The organism is Mesorhizobium album, from assembly GCF_033977205.1.
GTDB classification, from domain to species: domain Bacteria; phylum Pseudomonadota; class Alphaproteobacteria; order Rhizobiales; family Rhizobiaceae; genus Mesorhizobium; species Mesorhizobium album.
In genome coordinates this window covers 115290-132090 of sequence record NZ_JAVIIW010000008.1, presented here as the reverse complement: position 1 = coordinate 132090, position 16801 = coordinate 115290, and the positions used below count along the sequence as shown (strand labels likewise).

At 63.6% G+C, this 16801-nt stretch carries 21 protein-coding genes; 18 read left to right on the top strand and 3 right to left on the bottom strand.

What is annotated here, in order from left to right; all coding sequences use genetic code 11:
* Positions 1–43: 43 nt before the first annotated feature.
* A complete protein-coding gene (gene rpoC, locus RFN28_RS09485) occupies positions 44–4240 on the top strand; it encodes a DNA-directed RNA polymerase subunit beta' (protein ID WP_320287095.1) in 4197 nt (1398 codons plus the stop codon).
* Between the two features lie 80 nt (positions 4241–4320).
* Positions 4321–4986, top strand: a complete 666-nt coding sequence (locus tag RFN28_RS09480; protein WP_320287094.1) for an O-methyltransferase — start codon at positions 4321–4323, stop codon at positions 4984–4986.
* 27 nt (positions 4987–5013) lie between these two features.
* Here RFN28_RS09480 and RFN28_RS09475 read toward each other — a convergent pair whose 3' ends face one another.
* From RFN28_RS09475 to RFN28_RS09465, 3 genes are all read right to left on the bottom strand, one after another.
* Positions 5014–5943 carry a Gfo/Idh/MocA family protein gene (locus RFN28_RS09475; RefSeq protein ID WP_320287093.1) on the bottom strand — a complete coding sequence of 310 codons (930 nt, stop codon included), beginning with the start codon at positions 5941–5943 and terminating at the stop codon, positions 5014–5016.
* A 103-nt stretch (positions 5944–6046) separates the two neighbouring features.
* The gene (locus tag RFN28_RS09470; protein WP_320287092.1) at positions 6047–6328 is read right to left on the bottom strand and encodes a transcriptional regulator; all 282 of its coding nucleotides are present in this window, start codon (positions 6326–6328) and stop codon (positions 6047–6049) included.
* The gene (locus RFN28_RS09465) at positions 6315–6782 is read right to left on the bottom strand and encodes a hypothetical protein (RefSeq protein ID WP_320287091.1); all 468 of its coding nucleotides are present in this window, start codon (positions 6780–6782) and stop codon (positions 6315–6317) included. The genes RFN28_RS09470 and RFN28_RS09465 overlap by 14 nt, the downstream gene beginning before the upstream one ends.
* Before the next feature lie 9 nt (positions 6783–6791).
* On the opposite strand from RFN28_RS09465, the gene rpsL reads away from it, so the two are divergent.
* The 16 genes from rpsL (at position 6792) to rplN (ending at position 16799) form a co-directional block, all read left to right on the top strand.
* Positions 6792–7163, top strand: coding sequence for a 30S ribosomal protein S12 (gene rpsL, locus RFN28_RS09460; protein WP_006202128.1), 372 nt, complete (start codon positions 6792–6794; stop codon positions 7161–7163).
* A 61-nt stretch (positions 7164–7224) separates the two neighbouring features.
* Positions 7225–7695 carry a 30S ribosomal protein S7 gene (gene rpsG, locus RFN28_RS09455; RefSeq protein ID WP_320287090.1) on the top strand — a complete coding sequence of 157 codons (471 nt, stop codon included), beginning with the start codon at positions 7225–7227 and terminating at the stop codon, positions 7693–7695.
* Positions 7696–7724: 29 nt separating this feature from the next.
* Entirely contained in the window at positions 7725–9815 is a 2091-nt protein-coding gene (gene fusA, locus RFN28_RS09450) for an elongation factor G (RefSeq protein WP_320287089.1), read from the top strand.
* A 101-nt stretch (positions 9816–9916) separates the two neighbouring features.
* Entirely contained in the window at positions 9917–11092 is a 1176-nt protein-coding gene (tuf, locus tag RFN28_RS09445; protein WP_320287088.1) for an elongation factor Tu, read from the top strand.
* 68 nt (positions 11093–11160) lie between these two features.
* Positions 11161–11469, top strand: a complete 309-nt coding sequence (gene rpsJ / locus RFN28_RS09440) for a 30S ribosomal protein S10 (protein WP_006205468.1) — start codon at positions 11161–11163, stop codon at positions 11467–11469.
* Positions 11470–11562: 93 nt separating this feature from the next.
* Positions 11563–12273 carry a 50S ribosomal protein L3 gene (gene rplC / locus RFN28_RS09435; protein ID WP_320287087.1) on the top strand — a complete coding sequence of 237 codons (711 nt, stop codon included), beginning with the start codon at positions 11563–11565 and terminating at the stop codon, positions 12271–12273.
* Positions 12273–12893, top strand: a complete 621-nt coding sequence (rplD, locus tag RFN28_RS09430) for a 50S ribosomal protein L4 (RefSeq protein WP_040970373.1) — start codon at positions 12273–12275, stop codon at positions 12891–12893. The genes rplC and rplD overlap by 1 nt, the downstream gene beginning before the upstream one ends.
* On the top strand, positions 12890–13183 hold the full coding sequence (locus RFN28_RS09425) for a 50S ribosomal protein L23 (protein WP_320287086.1): 294 nt from the start codon (positions 12890–12892) through the stop codon (positions 13181–13183). Before rplD ends, RFN28_RS09425 begins: the two co-directional genes overlap by 4 nt.
* A 22-nt stretch (positions 13184–13205) precedes the next feature.
* On the top strand, positions 13206–14039 hold the full coding sequence (gene rplB, locus RFN28_RS09420; RefSeq protein WP_040970375.1) for a 50S ribosomal protein L2: 834 nt from the start codon (positions 13206–13208) through the stop codon (positions 14037–14039).
* A gap of 16 nt (positions 14040–14055) precedes the next feature.
* Positions 14056–14334 carry a 30S ribosomal protein S19 gene (rpsS, locus tag RFN28_RS09415; RefSeq protein WP_006205463.1) on the top strand — a complete coding sequence of 93 codons (279 nt, stop codon included), beginning with the start codon at positions 14056–14058 and terminating at the stop codon, positions 14332–14334.
* Positions 14335–14336: 2 nt separating this feature from the next.
* Positions 14337–14726, top strand: coding sequence for a 50S ribosomal protein L22 (rplV, locus tag RFN28_RS09410; RefSeq protein WP_040970376.1), 390 nt, complete (start codon positions 14337–14339; stop codon positions 14724–14726).
* Positions 14726–15448, top strand: a complete 723-nt coding sequence (gene rpsC / locus RFN28_RS09405; protein WP_040970377.1) for a 30S ribosomal protein S3 — start codon at positions 14726–14728, stop codon at positions 15446–15448. The genes rplV and rpsC overlap by 1 nt, the downstream gene beginning before the upstream one ends.
* A 27-nt stretch (positions 15449–15475) precedes the next feature.
* Positions 15476–15889 (top strand): 50S ribosomal protein L16, encoded by a 414-nt coding sequence (gene rplP / locus RFN28_RS09400; protein WP_027170364.1) that lies wholly within the window; start codon positions 15476–15478, stop codon positions 15887–15889.
* Positions 15890–15903: 14 nt separating this feature from the next.
* On the top strand, positions 15904–16104 hold the full coding sequence (gene rpmC, locus RFN28_RS09395; protein ID WP_095807484.1) for a 50S ribosomal protein L29: 201 nt from the start codon (positions 15904–15906) through the stop codon (positions 16102–16104).
* A 4-nt stretch (positions 16105–16108) separates the two neighbouring features.
* On the top strand, positions 16109–16348 hold the full coding sequence (gene rpsQ / locus RFN28_RS09390; protein WP_320287085.1) for a 30S ribosomal protein S17: 240 nt from the start codon (positions 16109–16111) through the stop codon (positions 16346–16348).
* A gap of 82 nt (positions 16349–16430) precedes the next feature.
* Positions 16431–16799 carry a 50S ribosomal protein L14 gene (gene rplN, locus RFN28_RS09385; protein WP_006205457.1) on the top strand — a complete coding sequence of 123 codons (369 nt, stop codon included), beginning with the start codon at positions 16431–16433 and terminating at the stop codon, positions 16797–16799.
* Positions 16800–16801 lie beyond the last annotated feature (2 nt).

The following is a 16801-nucleotide window of genomic DNA, read 5'->3' as shown; positions in this document are numbered from 1 at the left end:
CTCGATGCAAGGGGTTTTCGAGGACCCCGAAAAGGAGAACGGCATGAACCAAGAGGTCATGAATCTCTTCAACCCCCAGGCGCCTGCGCAGGTGTTCGATTCCATCCGGATCTCGCTTGCCAGCCCTGAGAAGATTCTGTCCTGGTCGTTCGGCGAGATCAAAAAGCCGGAGACCATCAACTACCGCACCTTCAAGCCGGAGCGTGACGGTCTGTTCTGTGCGCGTATTTTCGGCCCGATCAAGGACTACGAGTGCCTGTGCGGCAAGTACAAGCGCATGAAGTACAAGGGCGTCATCTGCGAGAAGTGCGGCGTCGAAGTCACGCTGTCGCGCGTCCGCCGCGAGCGCATGGGCCACATCGAGCTCGCCGCGCCCGTCGCCCACATCTGGTTCCTGAAGTCGCTCCCTTCGCGCATCGGCACGCTGCTCGACATGACGCTGAAGGACATCGAGCGCGTCCTCTACTTCGAGAACTACATCGTCACCGAGCCCGGCCTCACCGCGCTGAAGGAGCACCAGCTGCTCAGCGAGGAAGAGTACATGCTGGCCGTCGACGAGTATGGCGAGGACAGCTTCACCGCCATGATCGGCGCGGAGGCCATCCATGACCTGCTCGCCGGCATGGATCTGGAGAAGATCGCCGGCGACCTGCGCTCGGAGCTGGCCTCGACCACGTCCGAGCTCAAGCAGAAGAAGCTCTTGAAGCGGCTCAAGGTCGTCGAGAACTTCATGGAATCCGGCAACCGTCCGGAATGGATGATCATGAAGGTGGTTCCGGTGATCCCGCCGGATCTGCGCCCGCTCGTCCCGCTGGACGGCGGCCGTTTCGCCACCTCCGATCTCAACGACCTCTATCGCCGCGTCATCAACCGCAACAACCGCCTGAAGCGGCTGATCGAGCTGCGCGCGCCGGGCATCATCGTGCGCAACGAGAAGCGCATGCTGCAGGAGGCCGTCGACGCGCTGTTCGACAACGGCCGCCGCGGCCGCGTCATCACCGGCGCCAACAAGCGTCCGCTGAAGTCGCTGTCCGACATGCTGAAGGGCAAGCAGGGCCGGTTCCGCCAGAACCTGCTCGGCAAGCGCGTCGACTATTCCGGCCGCTCGGTCATCGTGACCGGTCCGGAGCTCAAGCTGCATCAGTGCGGCCTGCCGAAGAAGATGGCGCTCGAGCTGTTCAAGCCCTTCATCTACGCCCGCCTCGACGCCAAGGGCTTCTCCTCGACCGTCAAGCAGGCGAAGAAGCTGGTCGAGAAGGAGCGTCCGGAAGTGTGGGACATCCTCGATGAGGTGATCCGCGAGCATCCGGTGCTCTTGAACCGCGCGCCGACGCTGCACCGCCTCGGCATCCAGGCGTTCGAGCCGATACTGATCGAGGGCAAGGCGATCCAGCTCCATCCGCTGGTCTGCACGGCCTTCAACGCCGACTTCGACGGCGACCAGATGGCGGTCCACGTGCCGCTGTCGCTGGAAGCGCAGCTCGAAGCCCGCGTGCTGATGATGTCGACCAACAACATCCTGCACCCGGCCTCCGGCGCGCCGATCATCGTGCCGTCGCAGGACATGGTTCTCGGTCTCTACTATCTGTCGATCGTCAACCAGAACGAGCCGGGCGAAGGCATGGTGTTCGCCGACATGGGCGAGCTCCAGCATGCGCTGGAGACCAAGGCGGTCACGCTGCACGCCAAGATCAAGGGTCGCTTCCGCACCGTCGATGCCGAAGGCAAGACGGTGTCGAAGATCTACGACACCACGCCCGGCCGCATGATCATCGGCGAGCTTCTGCCGAAGAACGCCAACGTGCCGTACGACATCGCCAACCAGGAGATGACCAAGAAGAACATCTCCAAGATGATCGACACCGTCTACCGCCACTGCGGCCAGAAGGAGACGGTCATCTTCTGCGACCGGATCATGGCCCTCGGCTTCGCCCATGCCTGCCGCGCCGGCATTTCGTTCGGCAAGGACGACATGGTGATCCCGGACACCAAGCTGAAGCTGGTCTCCGACACCGAGGCTTTGGCCAAGGAGTACGAGCAGCAGTACAATGACGGCCTGATCACGCAGGGCGAGAAGTACAACAAGGTGGTCGACGCCTGGGCGAAGTGCTCCGAAAAGGTCGCCGACGAGATGATGGCCCGCATAAAGGCGGTCGAGTTCGAGGAAAATGGCCGCCAGAAGCCGATGAACTCGATCTACATGATGTCGCATTCGGGTGCGCGCGGTTCGCCGACCCAGATGCGCCAGCTTGCCGGCATGCGCGGCCTGATGGCCAAGCCTTCGGGCGAGATCATCGAGACGCCGATCATCTCGAACTTCAAGGAAGGCCTCACCGTGCTCGAGTACTTCAACTCGACCCACGGCGCCCGCAAGGGTCTGGCCGACACTGCGTTGAAGACGGCCAACTCGGGTTACCTCACCCGCCGTCTGGTCGACGTGGCGCAGGACTGCATCGTCAATTCGCTGGATTGCGGCACCGACAAGGGCCTCACCATGCAGCCGATCGTCGATGCCGGCCAGATCGTCGCCTCGGTCGGTCAGCGCGTGCTCGGCCGCACGGCGCTCGACGACATCAGCCACCCGGCCACCGGCGAGCTGCTGGTCAAGGCCGGCAAGCTGATGGACGAGCGCGATGTGGAGCAGATCGAGAAGGCCGGCGTGCAGTCGGTGCGCATCCGCTCGGCGCTGACCTGCGAGGTCAGGACCGGCGTCTGCGCGGTCTGCTACGGTCGCGATCTTGCCCGCGGCACGCCCGTCAACCAGGGCGAGGCCGTCGGCGTCATCGCGGCGCAGTCGATCGGCGAGCCGGGCACCCAGCTCACCATGCGCACCTTCCACATGGGCGGCACCGCGCAGGTGGTGGACTCCTCGTTCCTTGAGGCCTCCTATGAGGGCAAGGTCCAGATCCGCAACCGCAACGTGGTGCGCAACTCCGAAGGCCAGCAGATGGTCATGGGCCGCAACATGGCGGTCCTGATCCTCGACGAGGCCGGCAAGGAGCGCGCCACGCACCGCGTCGCCTACGGCTCGCGCATCTTCGTGGACGATGGCGACAAGGTGAAGCGCGGCCAGCGTATCGCCGAGTGGGATCCTTACACCCGCCCGATCCTCACCGAGATCGAGGGCAAGGTGGCGTTCGAGGATCTGGTCGACGGCATCTCGGTCCAGGAAACGGCCGACGAGTCGACCGGCATCACAAAGCGTGAGGTCATCGACTGGCGTTCGACACCGCGCGGCAGCGACCTGAAGCCGGCGATCGTCGTTCAGGACGCCAAGGGCAAGGTCGGCAAGCTGTCGAAGGGCGCCGATGCACGCTTCCTGCTCTCGGTCGAGGCCATCCTCTCGGTCGAGCCGGGCGCGCATGTCCGTCCGGGCGACGTGCTGGCGCGTATCCCGATGGAAAGCGCCAAGACCAAGGACATCACCGGCGGTCTGCCGCGCGTGGCCGAACTGTTCGAGGCTCGCCGTCCGAAGGATCACGCCATCATCGCCGAGATCGATGGCACGATCCGCTTCGGCCGCGACTACAAGAACAAGCGCCGCATCATCATCGAGCCGCATGACTCGACGCTGGAGCCGGTGGAGTACCTGATCCCGAAGGGCAAGCCGTTCCATCTCCAGGACGGCGACGTCATCGAGAAGGGTGACTACATCCTCGACGGCAATCCGGCGCCGCACGACATCCTGGCGATCAAGGGCGTGGAGGCGCTTGCGTCCTACCTCGTCAACGAGATCCAGGAGGTCTACCGCCTGCAGGGCGTGTCGATCAACGACAAGCACATCGAGGTGATCGTTCGCCAGATGCTGCAGAAGGTCGAGATCACCACGCAGGGCGACTCGACCTACATTCCTGGCGACCACGTCGACGTGATCGAGCTGGAAGAGGTCAACGAGCGCCTGATCGAGGACGGCAAGAAGCCGGCCGAAGGCCAGCCGGTGCTGCTCGGCATCACCAAGGCTTCGCTGCAGACGCCGTCCTTCATCTCGGCCGCCTCCTTCCAGGAGACGACCAGGGTGCTGACGGAGGCTGCGGTTGCCGGCAAGACCGACATGCTGCAGGGTCTGAAGGAAAACGTCATCGTCGGCCGTCTGATCCCGGCCGGCACCGGCGGCACGATGAGCCAGATCCGGCGCATCGCCACCTCGCGCGACGAGCTCATCATCGACGAGCGCCGCAAGGCGTCCGGCGTCGAGGTCGCCGAGCCGATGCTGACCAACATGGTCAACGCCGCGCAGTAAGCGCGGCATGGACTGAGATAAAGAAAAGGGGCCCCGGCGTGGGCCCCTTTTTGCATTCCGGCCACCAACGAGGGCGAACCATGAGCGGCAAGACCTGGACAGCTGTCGACGACTATATCGTTTCTTCTCTTTTCGAGCCGGATCCCGTGCTTGACGCGGTGCTTGCGGCCAACCGCCAGCAGGGTCTGCCGGCGATCGATGTTTCCGCAGCGCAGGGCAAATTGCTTTCGCTGCTGGTGCGGATTCGCGGTGCGAAAGAAGTGCTCGAGATCGGTACGCTCGGCGGCTACTCGACCATCTGGATGGCAAGGGGCCTGCCTGACGACGGCAAGGTCGTGACGCTGGAGCTCGAGCCGCACCACGCCAGGGTCGCGCGCTCGAACTTTGAGCGGGCAGGGGTTTCAGACAAGGTGGATCTGCGTCTCGGTCCGGCGCTTCAGTCGCTGGCCGCGCTGGAGAGCGAAAATGCCGGTCCGTTCGACCTGATCTTCATCGACGCCGACAAGCCGAACAACCCGAACTATCTCTCCTGGGCCATGCGGCTAGCACGCTCGGGGACGGTCATCGTCTGCGACAATGTCATCCGCGACGGTGCCGTTCTGAACGAGGACGGCGCAGACGCGAACGTCGTTGGCGCCCGCGCGGCGTTTTCCTTCATCGGCGGCGAGAAACGGCTGGACGGCACCGCCATCCAGACCGTCGGCGTGAAGGGCTATGACGGCTTCGCCATCGCGATCGTGGACTGACGCGGGCGCTGCGCCAGTCCTATCAGTTCAATCGAAGAACGGCTCGACCACGTTGCGCTTGCCGAGCATGAAGGCGTCGGCGACGTGCTGGAGCGGCGCGAGGTCGACGTCGGAAATGCCGGCCCGCACGATCTCGGCGAAGCGCCTGTAGAGCATCGGGTATTCGGCCTCCGGCTCGTCATGGATGACCTTGCCGTCGACGGCGAGCTTTGCGCCGCCGCCTGAAAGCACCATCTTGCCCTTGTCGGTCTCGGCCAGGATGTCCCAGCTCTGCGGACCGGTCTGCAGCCAGTCGAGCTCCATCGTCACCGGCAGCCCATTCGAAGTGCGGAAGGTGACATGCGCTGCGACCGGCGAGGCGCGGTTCTCGGGGAAGTCGAGCACCGCCGAGGTGATGAACATCGGTGGCAGGATGTGGGTGGCGATGGACAGCGCGTTGATGCCGGGATCGAACACGCCGAAGCCGCCCGGCGCCCAGATCCATTCCTGGTTCGGGTGCCAGCGGCGCACGTCCTCCTTCCAGTTGATGGCGGCCGAGCTGATCGTGGCGGAGGCGAGGAAGGCGCGCGCGGCCTCGACCGCCGGCGCATAGCGCGAATGCCAGCTGGCGAAGAGCGAAACCCCTTTTTTCGCGGCAAGCGCCTTCAGGTCCTCGACCTCGCTGACGGTTGCGCCCGGCGGCTTCTCCAGGAAGACGTGCTTCCTCGCTTCGAGCGCGGTGCGCGCGGCGTCGTAGCGGAACTGCGGCGGCATGCAGAGCGAGACGGCTTCCAGGCCAGGTTCAGCGTCGAGCATCGCCTCGATCGTCGGATAGTTCGGGATACCGTCGACCTTGCCGTGGCGGCTGGCTGCGGCGGCTAGCTGATAGTTGCCGTCCTTGGCGAGCGCAGGAAGGTGCTGGTCGCGGACAATCTTTCCCACGCCGACGATACCGAGCCTGATGGGGTTGCTGGTCATGGGAACTCCGAGGGGTTGGAAGGAAGAGGAAGGTGTTTTTAGGCAGGACAACGATGCCCGGCAAGCCGGGATGATATCGTGATCTCGCAATTGCCTTCCTGGATCAGCTCGGCGCGTCGAAGGTGACGATTGAGACTTCGCCTTCCAGCGCGCCCTGATAGGCCGACAGATGCGGCTCCTCGTCGGGCACGCCTTCCATGTCGCCGATCTGGTCGAGCTCGGCTTCGGCGAATCCTTCCGCCGCCAGCGATTCGAGCGCGCGGCGCACGGCAGAATCATCGTCGGGCGCGACCAGCATCACATGCACGCCTTCCGGCTTGCCGCCCTTGCGCCGCCAAACCCGGCCGGTGATGATGGTGACCGGACGCTCTTCATTGTCGTTCACGGGCTGATTCCTCCGGAAGCGGGGAGTGTTGCCTTTCATACAGCCCTTTTTGCACGAAGCCGGCAGGGAAGACAGCCGAAAGCCGGTCACTTTCTTCCTCGCGCTTGAAAAAAGGCGCAATAAAATTACGTGCGTTTTCCGCATGGCTGCCAAGCTCCGGATCGGGCGCAATATTTGCCGTTCCGGGGTTGACGGACAGAGGCCTTGCGAGTAGAAGCCGCCACGTCAGAACCGATGTGAGACTTGCCTTTCCGAGGCGACACGCCTTGGAGTACGCCTCAAACAGGGTTCGTTTTACGAGCGAAAAGACATTTTCCGGCGCGCATGAAGCGGCTTCCGCTTCCTCTGCAATTTGTTCGGGCAGGACCGCGAGCCGCGGTGTGTTGCCCGAATTTGCGTTTGGAAAGCACGCTTTGAGCGGCCCTGACAGGGCAGACACGGAATTGAGAGACAAGAGGGTTTAATGCCTACCGTCAACCAGCTGATCCGCAAGCCGCGCCTGGCGCCGGTGAAGCGCAACAAGGTCCCGGCCATGCAGCAGAACCCGCAGAAGCGGGGCGTTTGCACGCGCGTCTACACCACGACGCCGAAGAAGCCGAACTCGGCGCTGCGCAAGGTGGCCAAGATCCGCCTGACCAACGGTTTCGAAGTGATCGGCTATATCCCGGGCGAAGGCCATAACCTTCAGGAGCACTCGGTGGTCATGATCCGTGGCGGTCGCGTCAAGGATCTGCCGGGCGTTCGCTATCACATCATCCGTGGCGTGCTCGACACGCAGGGTGTGAAGAACCGCAAGCAGCGCCGTTCGAAATACGGTGCGAAGCGTCCGAAGTAAGGGTTTCCGGCTTCGGCGCTTTTTTGACTGCGCCGTGCCACGAGATTGAGAGACAAAAGCCATGTCCCGTCGTCACAGTGCAGAAAAGCGTGAGATCAACCCGGACCCCAAGTTCGGCGACCTGGTCGTCACCAAGTTCATGAACGCCGTCATGTATGACGGCAAGAAGTCGGTTGCCGAGACCATCGTCTATGGCGCGCTGGACCAGGTCCAGGCCAAGACCAAGCAGGAGCCAGTCACCGTCTTCCATCAGGCGCTCGACAATGTCGCGCCGCATGTGGAAGTGCGCTCGCGCCGCGTCGGCGGCGCCACCTACCAGGTTCCGGTCGACGTGCGCCCCGAGCGCCGTCAGGCTCTGGCCATCCGCTGGCTGATCGCTGCCGCGCGCAACCGCAACGAGACCACCATGATCGATCGCCTCTCGGGCGAGCTGATGGACGCGGCCAACAACCGCGGCACGGCCGTTAAGAAGCGTGAAGACACCCACAAGATGGCAGAAGCCAACCGCGCCTTCGCGCACTACCGCTGGTAAAGCGCGAACGAGACTGAGAGGCACCTTCCATGGCCCGCGAATACAAAATCGAAGACTACCGCAATTTCGGTATCATGGCGCATATCGACGCCGGCAAGACGACGACGACCGAGCGCGTCCTGTACTACACGGGCAAGTCGCACAAGATCGGCGAAGTCCATGACGGCGCCGCCACCATGGACTGGATGGAGCAGGAGCAGGAACGCGGCATCACGATCACCTCGGCCGCGACCACGACCTTCTGGAAGGGTCGCGACGGCAAGATGCGCCGCTTCAACATCATCGACACCCCCGGACACGTCGACTTCACCATCGAGGTCGAGCGTTCGCTGCGCGTGCTCGACGGCGCCATCGCGCTGCTCGACGCTAACGCCGGTGTCGAGCCGCAGACCGAGACTGTGTGGCGCCAGGCCGACAAGTACCACGTGCCGCGCATGATCTTCTGCAACAAGATGGACAAGATCGGCGCCGACTTCTATCGCTCGGTGGAAATGATCGGCTCGCGCCTCGGCGCGCAGGCCGTCGTCATGCAGCTGCCGATCGGCGCCGAGACCGAGTTCAAGGGCGTCGTCGACCTCATCGAGATGAAAGCGCTCGTCTGGCGTGACGAGACCCTCGGCGCTGCCTGGGACGTCGTCGAGATCCCGGCCGACCTCAAGGAGAAGGCCGAGCAGTATCGCGAGAAGATGATCGAGGCGGCCGTCGAGATGGACGAGACCGCGCTCGAGAACTACCTCGAAGGCAATATGCCGTCGAACGACGAGATCCGCGCGCTGGTCCGCAAGGGCACCATCGCGGTCAAGTTCTTCCCGATGTTCTGCGGCTCGGCCTTCAAGAACAAGGGTGTGCAGCCGCTGCTCGACGCCGTCGTGGACTTCCTTCCGTCACCGATCGACGTGCCGTCCATCAAGGGCGTGGACGCCAAGACGGATGCCGAGATCGAGCGTCATCCCGACGACAACGAACCGCTGTCGATGCTGGCGTTCAAGATCATGAACGACCCGTTCGTCGGCTCGCTGACCTTCGCCCGTATCTATTCGGGCAAGCTCGCCAAGGGTGTGTCGCTCGACAACACCGTGAAGGGCAAGAAGGAGCGCATCGGCCGCATGCTGCAGATGCATGCGAACTCGCGCGCCGATATCGAGGAAGCCTATGCCGGCGACATCGTCGCGCTGGCTGGCCTCAAGGACACGACCACCGGCGACACGCTGTGCGATCCGCTGCACCCGGTCATCCTCGAGCGCATGGAGTTCCCCGATCCGGTCATCCAGATCGCCATCGAGCCGAAGACCAAGAACGACCAGGAAAAGATGGGCCTGGCGCTGCATCGCCTGGCGGCTGAGGATCCGTCCTTCCGCGTCAAGACCGACGAGGAAAGCGGCCAGACCATCATCGCCGGCATGGGCGAGCTGCATCTCGACATCATCGTCGACCGCATGCGCCGCGAGTTCAAGGTCGAGGCCAATGTCGGTGCTCCGCAGGTGGCCTATCGCGAGACGATCACCCGCACCCACGAGCAGGACTACACGCACAAGAAGCAGACCGGCGGTACCGGCCAGTTCGCCCGCGTCAAGATCGTGTTCGAGCCGAACACCGAGAGCGAAGAGTTCGTCTTCGAGTCCAAGATCGTCGGCGGCGCCGTGCCGAAGGAATACATCCCCGGCGTCGAGAAGGGCATCCAGAGCGTGATGGGCTCCGGCCCGTTCGCCGGCTTCCCGATGATCGGCGTCAAGGCGACGCTGATCGACGGCGCCTTCCACGACGTCGACTCCTCGGTGCTGGCCTTCGAAATCGCTTCCCGCGCCTGCTTCAAGGAAGCAGCGCCCAGGCTCGGCGTTCAGCTGCTCGAGCCGATCATGAAGGTCGAGGTCGTGACGCCGGAAGACTATGTCGGCGGCGTCATCGGCGACCTCAACGGCCGTCGCGGCCAGATCCAGGGCCAGGAAGCGCGTGGCGTGGCGGTTGTCATCAACGCCATGGTGCCGCTCGCCAACATGTTCAAATACGTCGACAATCTGCGTTCGATGTCGCAGGGCCGCGCCCAGTACACGATGCAGTTCGACCACTACGAGCCGGTCCCGACCGCGGTCGCCCAGGAAGTCCAGAAGAAATACGCGTGAGAATGCCTGTGCCGCCGGAACCGCGCCTCTTGCGCGTTTCCGGTTCGGCTGGAGCGAACATCAATTTCCCCGAGCGGGATGAGTAAAGACGGAGAACTACAGTGGCAAAAGGTAAATTCGAGCGCACCAAGCCGCATGTGAACATTGGCACGATCGGTCACGTCGATCATGGCAAGACGTCGCTGACGGCGGCGATCACGAAGTATTTTGGCGAATACAAGCGCTATGACCAGATCGACGCGGCGCCGGAAGAGAAGGCGCGCGGCATCACGATCTCGACGGCGCATGTCGAGTACGAGACGGCCAACCGTCACTATGCCCACGTCGACTGCCCCGGCCACGCCGACTATGTGAAGAACATGATCACCGGTGCCGCCCAGATGGACGGCGCGATCCTGGTGGTTTCGGCCGCCGACGGCCCGATGCCGCAGACGCGCGAGCACATCCTGCTCGCCCGCCAGGTCGGCGTGCCCTCGATCGTGGTGTTCTTGAACAAGGTCGACCAGGTCGACGACGCCGAGCTGCTCGAGCTGGTCGAGCTCGAGGTTCGCGAGTTGCTGACCAAGAACGAGTTCCCCGGCGACGAGATCCCGATCGTCAAGGGTTCGGCGCTGGCCGCGTTGGAAGACTCCAACAAGACCATCGGCGAGGACGCCATCCGCGAGCTGATGGCCCAGGTCGATGCCTACATCCCGACGCCGGTGCGTCCGCTGGACAAGCCGTTCCTGATGCCGATCGAGGACGTGTTCTCGATCTCGGGCCGTGGCACGGTGGTGACCGGCCGCGTCGAGCGCGGCGTGGTCAAGGTCGGCGAGGAGCTGGAGATCGTCGGCATCCGTCCGACGGCCAAGACGACCTGCACGGGCGTTGAGATGTTCCGCAAGCTGCTCGACCAGGGCCAGGCCGGCGACAACATCGGCGCGCTGTTGCGCGGCATCGACCGTGACGGCGTCGAGCGCGGCCAGGTTCTGGCCAAGCCCGGTTCGGTCAAGCCGCACAAGAAGTTCGTGGCCGAGGCCTACATCCTGACCAAGGACGAGGGCGGCCGTCACACGCCGTTCTTCACCAACTACCGTCCGCAGTTCTATTTCCGCACCACCGACGTGACGGGCATCGTGACGCTGCCGGCCGGCACCGAGATGGTGATGCCTGGCGACAACATCACCGTCGATGTCGAGCTGATCGTGCCGATCGCGATGGAAGAGAAGCTGCGCTTCGCCATCCGTGAAGGCGGCCGCACCGTCGGCGCCGGCATCGTCGTCACCATCAAAGAGTAATCGGACTAAAACGGATCTGTCGCGGGCGCGGGGGCTGCCCGCGCCGCGCCAGAACAAGGAATTGACGCATGAACGGACAGAATATCCGCATCCGCCTTAAGGCGTTTGATCACCGGGTGCTCGACGCCTCGACGCGCGAAATCGTGTCGACCGCCAAGCGCACCGGCGCCAACGTCCGCGGCCCCATTCCGCTGCCGACGCGGATCGAAAAGTTCACGGTCAACCGGTCGCCTCACGTCGACAAGAAGAGCCGCGAGCAGTTCGAGATGCGCACCCACAAGCGGCTGCTCGACATCGTCGATCCGACCCCGCAGACGGTCGATGCTCTGATGAAGCTCGATCTGGCCGCCGGTGTCGACGTCGAGATCAAGCTCTAAGGAACAAGAGGGCGGGGCGACCCGGAACTCTGAAGGAACAAGAGGCGTGGAGGGGCGAAAGCCCCGACAGGGAACTCTAAAGGAATTGAACCGATGCGTTCAGGTGTGATTGCAAAGAAGGTGGGAATGACCCGCATCTACAACGATGCCGGGGAACACGTTCCCGTCACCGTTCTCCAGATGGAGAACTGCCAGGTCGTGGCGCAGCGCACGCAGGAGAAGAACGGCTACACCGCCGTCCAGCTCGGCGTTGGCCTTGCCAAGGTGAAGAACACGTCGAAGGCGATGCGCGGCCATTTTGCTGCCGCCTCGGTCGAGCCGAAGGCGAAGCTCGCCGAGTTCCGCGTCTCCGCCGACAACATGATCGACGTTGGCGCCGAGCTCACCGTCGAGCACTTCGTCGCCGGCCAGAAGGTCGACGTGACGGGTACCTCGACCGGTAAGGGTTTCCAGGGCGTGATCAAGCGGCACAACATGGGTGGCGGCCGCGCCACGCACGGTAACTCGGTCTCGCACCGCACGCACGGCTCGACCGGCCAGCGCCAGGACCCCGGCAAGGTGTTCAAGGGCAAGAAGATGGCCGGCCACATGGGTGACGTTCGCGTCACCACGCAGAATGTTGAGGTCGTGTCGACCGATGCCAACCGCGGCCTGATCCTGATCCGTGGCGCCGTTCCTGGCGTCAAGGGCGCCTGGATCCTGGTCCGCGACGCGGCCAAGGTCGCGCTGCCGGCCAACGCACCGAAGCCCGCCGCCATCCGTGCGGCCAAGAACGATGCCCCGGCCAAAGAGGGAGCGGAATAATGGACCTCAAGATCACAACGCTCGGCGGCAAGGACGCCGGCAAGGTGAAACTCTCCGAGGAGATTTTCGGCCTTGACCCGCGCGAGGACATCCTGCAGCGCGTCGTGCGCTGGCAGCTCGCCAAGAAGCAGCAGGGCACGCACAAGGCCAAGGGTCGCGCCGAGATCGCGCGCACCGGCGCCAAGATGTACAAGCAGAAGGGTACGGGCCGCGCCCGTCACCATTCGGCTCGCGCTCCGCAGTTCCGCGGCGGCGGCAAGGCGCACGGCCCGGTCGTGCGCAGCCATGAGCACGATCTGCCGAAGAAAGTGCGCGCGCTGGGCTTGAAGCATGCTCTCTCGGCAAAGGCCAAGAGCGCTTCGCTGATCATCGTCGACGAGCTGAAGCTGGCCGAGGCCAAGACCAAGGCTCTGGCTGCGAGCCTCGAGACGCTGGGGCTGACCAACGCCCTGGTGATCGGCGGCGCCGAGCTCGACCAGAACTTCAAGCTGGCGGCGACCAACATTCCGAACATCGACGTGCTGCCGATCCAGGGCATCAACGTCTACGACATTCTGCGCCGCGGCACGCTGGTCCTTTCGAAGGCCGCCGTCGAGGCTCTCGAGGAGCGCTTCAAATGACCGACCTTCGTCACTACGACGTGATCGTCTCGCCGGCGATCACTGAAAAGTCGACCATGGCTTCCGAGCAGAACCAGGTCATCTTCAACGTCGCCAAGAAGGCGTCGAAGCCGGAAATCAAGGCTGCCGTCGAAGCGCTCTTCGGCGTCAAGGTGATGGCCGTGAACACGCTCGTCCGCAAGGGCAAGATCAAGCGCTTCCGCGGCACGGTTGGCCGCCAGGGCGACGTCAAGAAGGCGGTTGTGACGCTGGCCGAGGGCCAGTCTATCGACGTCGCGACGGGTCTCTGAGCAAGGCCGCGAGGACAGGACAATGGCACTCAAGAAATTCAACCCGGTAACGCCGAGCACCCGCCAGCTGGTCATCGTCGACCGCTCGGGCCTCTACAAGGGCAAGCCCGTCAAGGGCCTGACCGAAGGCCTGACCAAGTCGGGCGGCCGCAACAATTACGGCCGCATCACGGCCCGCTTCATCGGCGGCGGCCACAAGCGTTCGTACCGCATCATCGACTTCAAGCGTAAGAAGTACGACGTGGTCGGCACGGTGGAGCGTATCGAATACGATCCGAACCGCACCGCCTTCATCGCGCTGATCAAGTATGATGACGGCGAGCTGTCCTACATCCTGGCGCCGCAGCGTTTGGCTGCCGGCGACAAGATCGTGGCCGGCGAAGCGGTCGACGTGAAGCCGGGCAACGCGATGCCGCTGGCTTCCATGCCGGTCGGCACGATCGTCCACAACATTGAGCTGAAGCCGGGCAAGGGCGGCCAGGTCGCCCGTTCGGCGGGCGGTTACGCCCAGCTCGTCGGCCGCGACCAGGGCATGGCGATCCTGCGCCTGAACTCGGGCGAGCAGCGCGTCGTGCACGGCTCCTGCATGGCCACCGTCGGCGCCGTGTCGAACCCCGACCACGGCAACATCAACGACGGCAAGGCCGGCCGCACGGTGTGGCGCGGCAAGCGCCCGCACAATCGCGGCGTGGCCATGAACCCGGTCGACCATCCGCACGGCGGCGGTGAAGGCCGCACCTCGGGTGGCCGTCATCCGGTTTCGCCCTGGGGCAAGCCGACCAAGGGCAAGAAGACGCGGTCCAACAAGGCGACCGACAAGTTCATCGTGCGCTCGCGCCATCAGCGCAAGAGCTAAGAAGAGGTAACGCCAAGTGACTCGTTCGATTTGGAAAGGCCCCTTCATCGACGGCTACCTTCTGAAGAAGGTGGACAAGGTTCGTGAAGGCGGTCGCAATGAGGTGATCAAGATGTGGAGCCGTCGCTCCACCATCCTGCCGCAGTTCGTCGGCTTCACCTTCGGTGTCTACAACGGCCAGAAGCATGTCCCGGTCTCGGTGAACGAGGACATGGTCGGTCACAAGTTCGGTGAATTCGCTCCGACCCGGACCTATTACGGTCACGGCGCGGATAAGAAGGCGAAGAGGAAGTAATCATGGGCAAGGCCAAAGCTCCGCGCAGGCTTGCTGACAACGAAGCGCGCGCCGTTCTGCGCACGATCCGTATCAGCCCGCAGAAGCTGAACCTGGTTGCCGCGCTGATCCGCGGCAAGAAGGTCGCGACAGCGCTTTCCGACCTCGAATTCTCGGCCAAGCGGATTTCCGGCACGGTCAAGAAGACGCTGGAATCGGCGATCGCCAACGCGGAAAACAATCACGACCTTGATGTCGATTCGCTGATCGTGTCGGAAGCCTATGTCGGCAAGTCGATCGTCATGAAGCGGTTCCACGCTCGTGGCCGCGGTCGCGCCAGCCGTATCGAGAAGCCGTTCTCGCACCTCACGATCGTCGTTCGTGAAGTCGAGGAAACAGGGGAGGCCGCATAATGGGCCAGAAAGTCAATCCGATCGGGCTGCGTCTCGGCATCAACCGCACCTGGGATTCGCGCTGGTTCGCGAACACCGGCGAGTACGGCCAGCTGCTGCACGAGGACATCAAGATCCGCAAGTATCTTGAGAAGGAACTCAAGCAGGCCGCGATCTCGAAAGTCGTGATCGAGCGTCCGCACAAGAAGTGCCGCGTCACCATCCATGCCGCGCGCCCGGGCCTCATCATCGGCAAGAAGGGCGCCGACATCGAGAAGCTTCGCAGGAAGCTGATGGAGATGACGAAGTCTGAGACGCACCTCAACATCGTTGAAGTGCGCAAGCCGGAAATCGACGCCACGCTGATCGCCCAGTCGATCGCCCAGCAGCTCGAGCGCCGCATCGCGTTCCGCCGCGCCATGAAGCGTGCCGTTCAGTCGGCCATGCGTCTCGGCGCCGAAGGCATCCGCATCAACTGCTCCGGCCGTCTCGGCGGCGCCGAAATCGCGCGCATGGAGTGGTACCGCGAAGGCCGCGTGCCGCTGCACACGCTGCGCGCCGACGTCGACTACGGCGTTGCCGAGGCGAACACGGCTTACGGCATCTGCGGCGTCAAGGTGTGGGTGTTCAAGGGCGAGATCCTCGAGCATGACCCGATGGCCTCCGAGCGTCGCGCCACCGAGGGCGATCATGCAGGTGCCGCCGGCGAGCGCGAGCGCGGTCGTCGTCGCGAGAACGCCTGAGACATTTGAGAATTTGGAGTTAGAACGATGCTGCAGCCAAAGCGCACAAAGTTCCGCAAGCAGTTCAAGGGCCGTATCCACGGTACCGCCAAGGGCGGCACCAACCTGGATTTCGGCGGTTTCGGACTGAAGGCGCTTGAGCCGAACCGCGTCACCGCACGCGAGATCGAGGCGGCCCGCCGCGCGATCACCCGCGAGATGAAGCGCGCCGGCCGCGTCTGGATCCGGGTGTTCCCGGATCTGCCGGTCACCTCGAAGCCGACCGAAGTGCGCATGGGTAAGGGCAAGGGCGCCGTCGACTACTGGGCGGCGCGCGTGAAGCCTGGCCGCATCATGTTCGAGATCGACGGCGTCAGCGAGGAGACGGCGCGTGAGGCGCTGCGCCTCGGCGCCGCCAAGCTCTCGGTCAAGACGCGCTTCGTACAGCGCATCGCAGAATAAGGACGGGCTGAACCATGAAAGCCGAAGACATCCGGACCAAGACCCAGGATCAGCTGACCGACGACCTGGCCAGCCTGAAGAAGGAGCAGTTCAATCTGCGCTTCCAGAAGGCCACCGGCCAGCTCGAGAAGACCGCGCGCGTGAAGCAGGTCCGCAGGGACATCGCGCGCATCAAGACCATCGCCGCGGAAAAAGCCGCGGCCAAGAAGGGTTAAGACCATGCCAAAGCGCATTCTGCAGGGCACCGTCGTCAGCGACAAGAACGAGAAGACGGTCGTCGTCAAGGTCGAGCGGCGCTTCACGCATCCCGTGATGAAGAAGACCGTGCGCATGACCAAGAAGTACAAGGCGCATGACGAGAACAACGCCCACAAGGTCGGCGACCAGGTGTTCATCCAGGAATCGAAGCCGATCTCCAAGGACAAGCGCTGGGTCGTCATCACCTCGGACCAGGCTTGATCCGGGCGAACGAAACGAATTTTGGACAGACCGGGGAAGGGTGAATAACCCGTCCCGTTAGAAAAGAAGAAGGCGGCCAGTCATGATTCAGATGCAAACAAACCTCGACGTCGCGGACAATTCCGGCGCTCGTCGTGTCATGTGCATCAAGGTGCTGGGCGGCTCGAAGCGGAAGTATGCCTCCGTCGGCGACATCATCGTGGTGTCGATCAAGGAAGCCATTCCGCGCGGCCGCGTGAAGAAGGGCGATGTGATGAAGGCGGTCGTGGTTCGCACGGCCAAGGACATCCGCCGTCCTGACGGCAGCGTGATCCGTTTCGACAAGAACGCGGCCGTTCTCGTCGACAACAAGAAAGAGCCGATCGGCACGCGTATCTTCGGGCCGGTTCCGCGCGAGCTTCGCGCCAAGAACCACATGAAGATCATCTCGCTCGCGCCTGAAGTGCTGTAAGG

What these genes read in the sequence shown, in the direction of transcription:
- rplB (WP_040970375.1), top strand. Translation starts at nt 13,206, where the DNA reads ATGGCACTCAAGAAATTCAACCCGGTAACGCCGAGCACCCGCCAGCTG.
- rplC (WP_320287087.1), top strand. Translation starts at nt 11,563, where the DNA reads ATGCGTTCAGGTGTGATTGCAAAGAAGGTGGGAATGACCCGCATCTAC.
- RFN28_RS09425 (WP_320287086.1), top strand. Translation starts at nt 12,890, where the DNA reads ATGACCGACCTTCGTCACTACGACGTGATCGTCTCGCCGGCGATCACT.
- rpoC (WP_320287095.1), top strand. Translation starts at nt 44, where the DNA reads ATGAACCAAGAGGTCATGAATCTCTTCAACCCCCAGGCGCCTGCGCAG.
- rpsJ (WP_006205468.1), top strand. Translation starts at nt 11,161, where the DNA reads ATGAACGGACAGAATATCCGCATCCGCCTTAAGGCGTTTGATCACCGG.
- rplN (WP_006205457.1), top strand. Translation starts at nt 16,431, where the DNA reads ATGATTCAGATGCAAACAAACCTCGACGTCGCGGACAATTCCGGCGCT.
- rpsC (WP_040970377.1), top strand. Translation starts at nt 14,726, where the DNA reads ATGGGCCAGAAAGTCAATCCGATCGGGCTGCGTCTCGGCATCAACCGC.
- rpmC (WP_095807484.1), top strand. Translation starts at nt 15,904, where the DNA reads ATGAAAGCCGAAGACATCCGGACCAAGACCCAGGATCAGCTGACCGAC.
- rpsG (WP_320287090.1), top strand. Translation starts at nt 7,225, where the DNA reads ATGTCCCGTCGTCACAGTGCAGAAAAGCGTGAGATCAACCCGGACCCC.
- RFN28_RS09475 (WP_320287093.1), bottom strand. Translation starts at nt 5,943, where the DNA reads ATGACCAGCAACCCCATCAGGCTCGGTATCGTCGGCGTGGGAAAGATT.
- rpsQ (WP_320287085.1), top strand. Translation starts at nt 16,109, where the DNA reads ATGCCAAAGCGCATTCTGCAGGGCACCGTCGTCAGCGACAAGAACGAG.
- rplD (WP_040970373.1), top strand. Translation starts at nt 12,273, where the DNA reads ATGGACCTCAAGATCACAACGCTCGGCGGCAAGGACGCCGGCAAGGTG.
- rplP (WP_027170364.1), top strand. Translation starts at nt 15,476, where the DNA reads ATGCTGCAGCCAAAGCGCACAAAGTTCCGCAAGCAGTTCAAGGGCCGT.
- rplV (WP_040970376.1), top strand. Translation starts at nt 14,337, where the DNA reads ATGGGCAAGGCCAAAGCTCCGCGCAGGCTTGCTGACAACGAAGCGCGC.
- rpsL (WP_006202128.1), top strand. Translation starts at nt 6,792, where the DNA reads ATGCCTACCGTCAACCAGCTGATCCGCAAGCCGCGCCTGGCGCCGGTG.
- fusA (WP_320287089.1), top strand. Translation starts at nt 7,725, where the DNA reads ATGGCCCGCGAATACAAAATCGAAGACTACCGCAATTTCGGTATCATG.
- RFN28_RS09480 (WP_320287094.1), top strand. Translation starts at nt 4,321, where the DNA reads ATGAGCGGCAAGACCTGGACAGCTGTCGACGACTATATCGTTTCTTCT.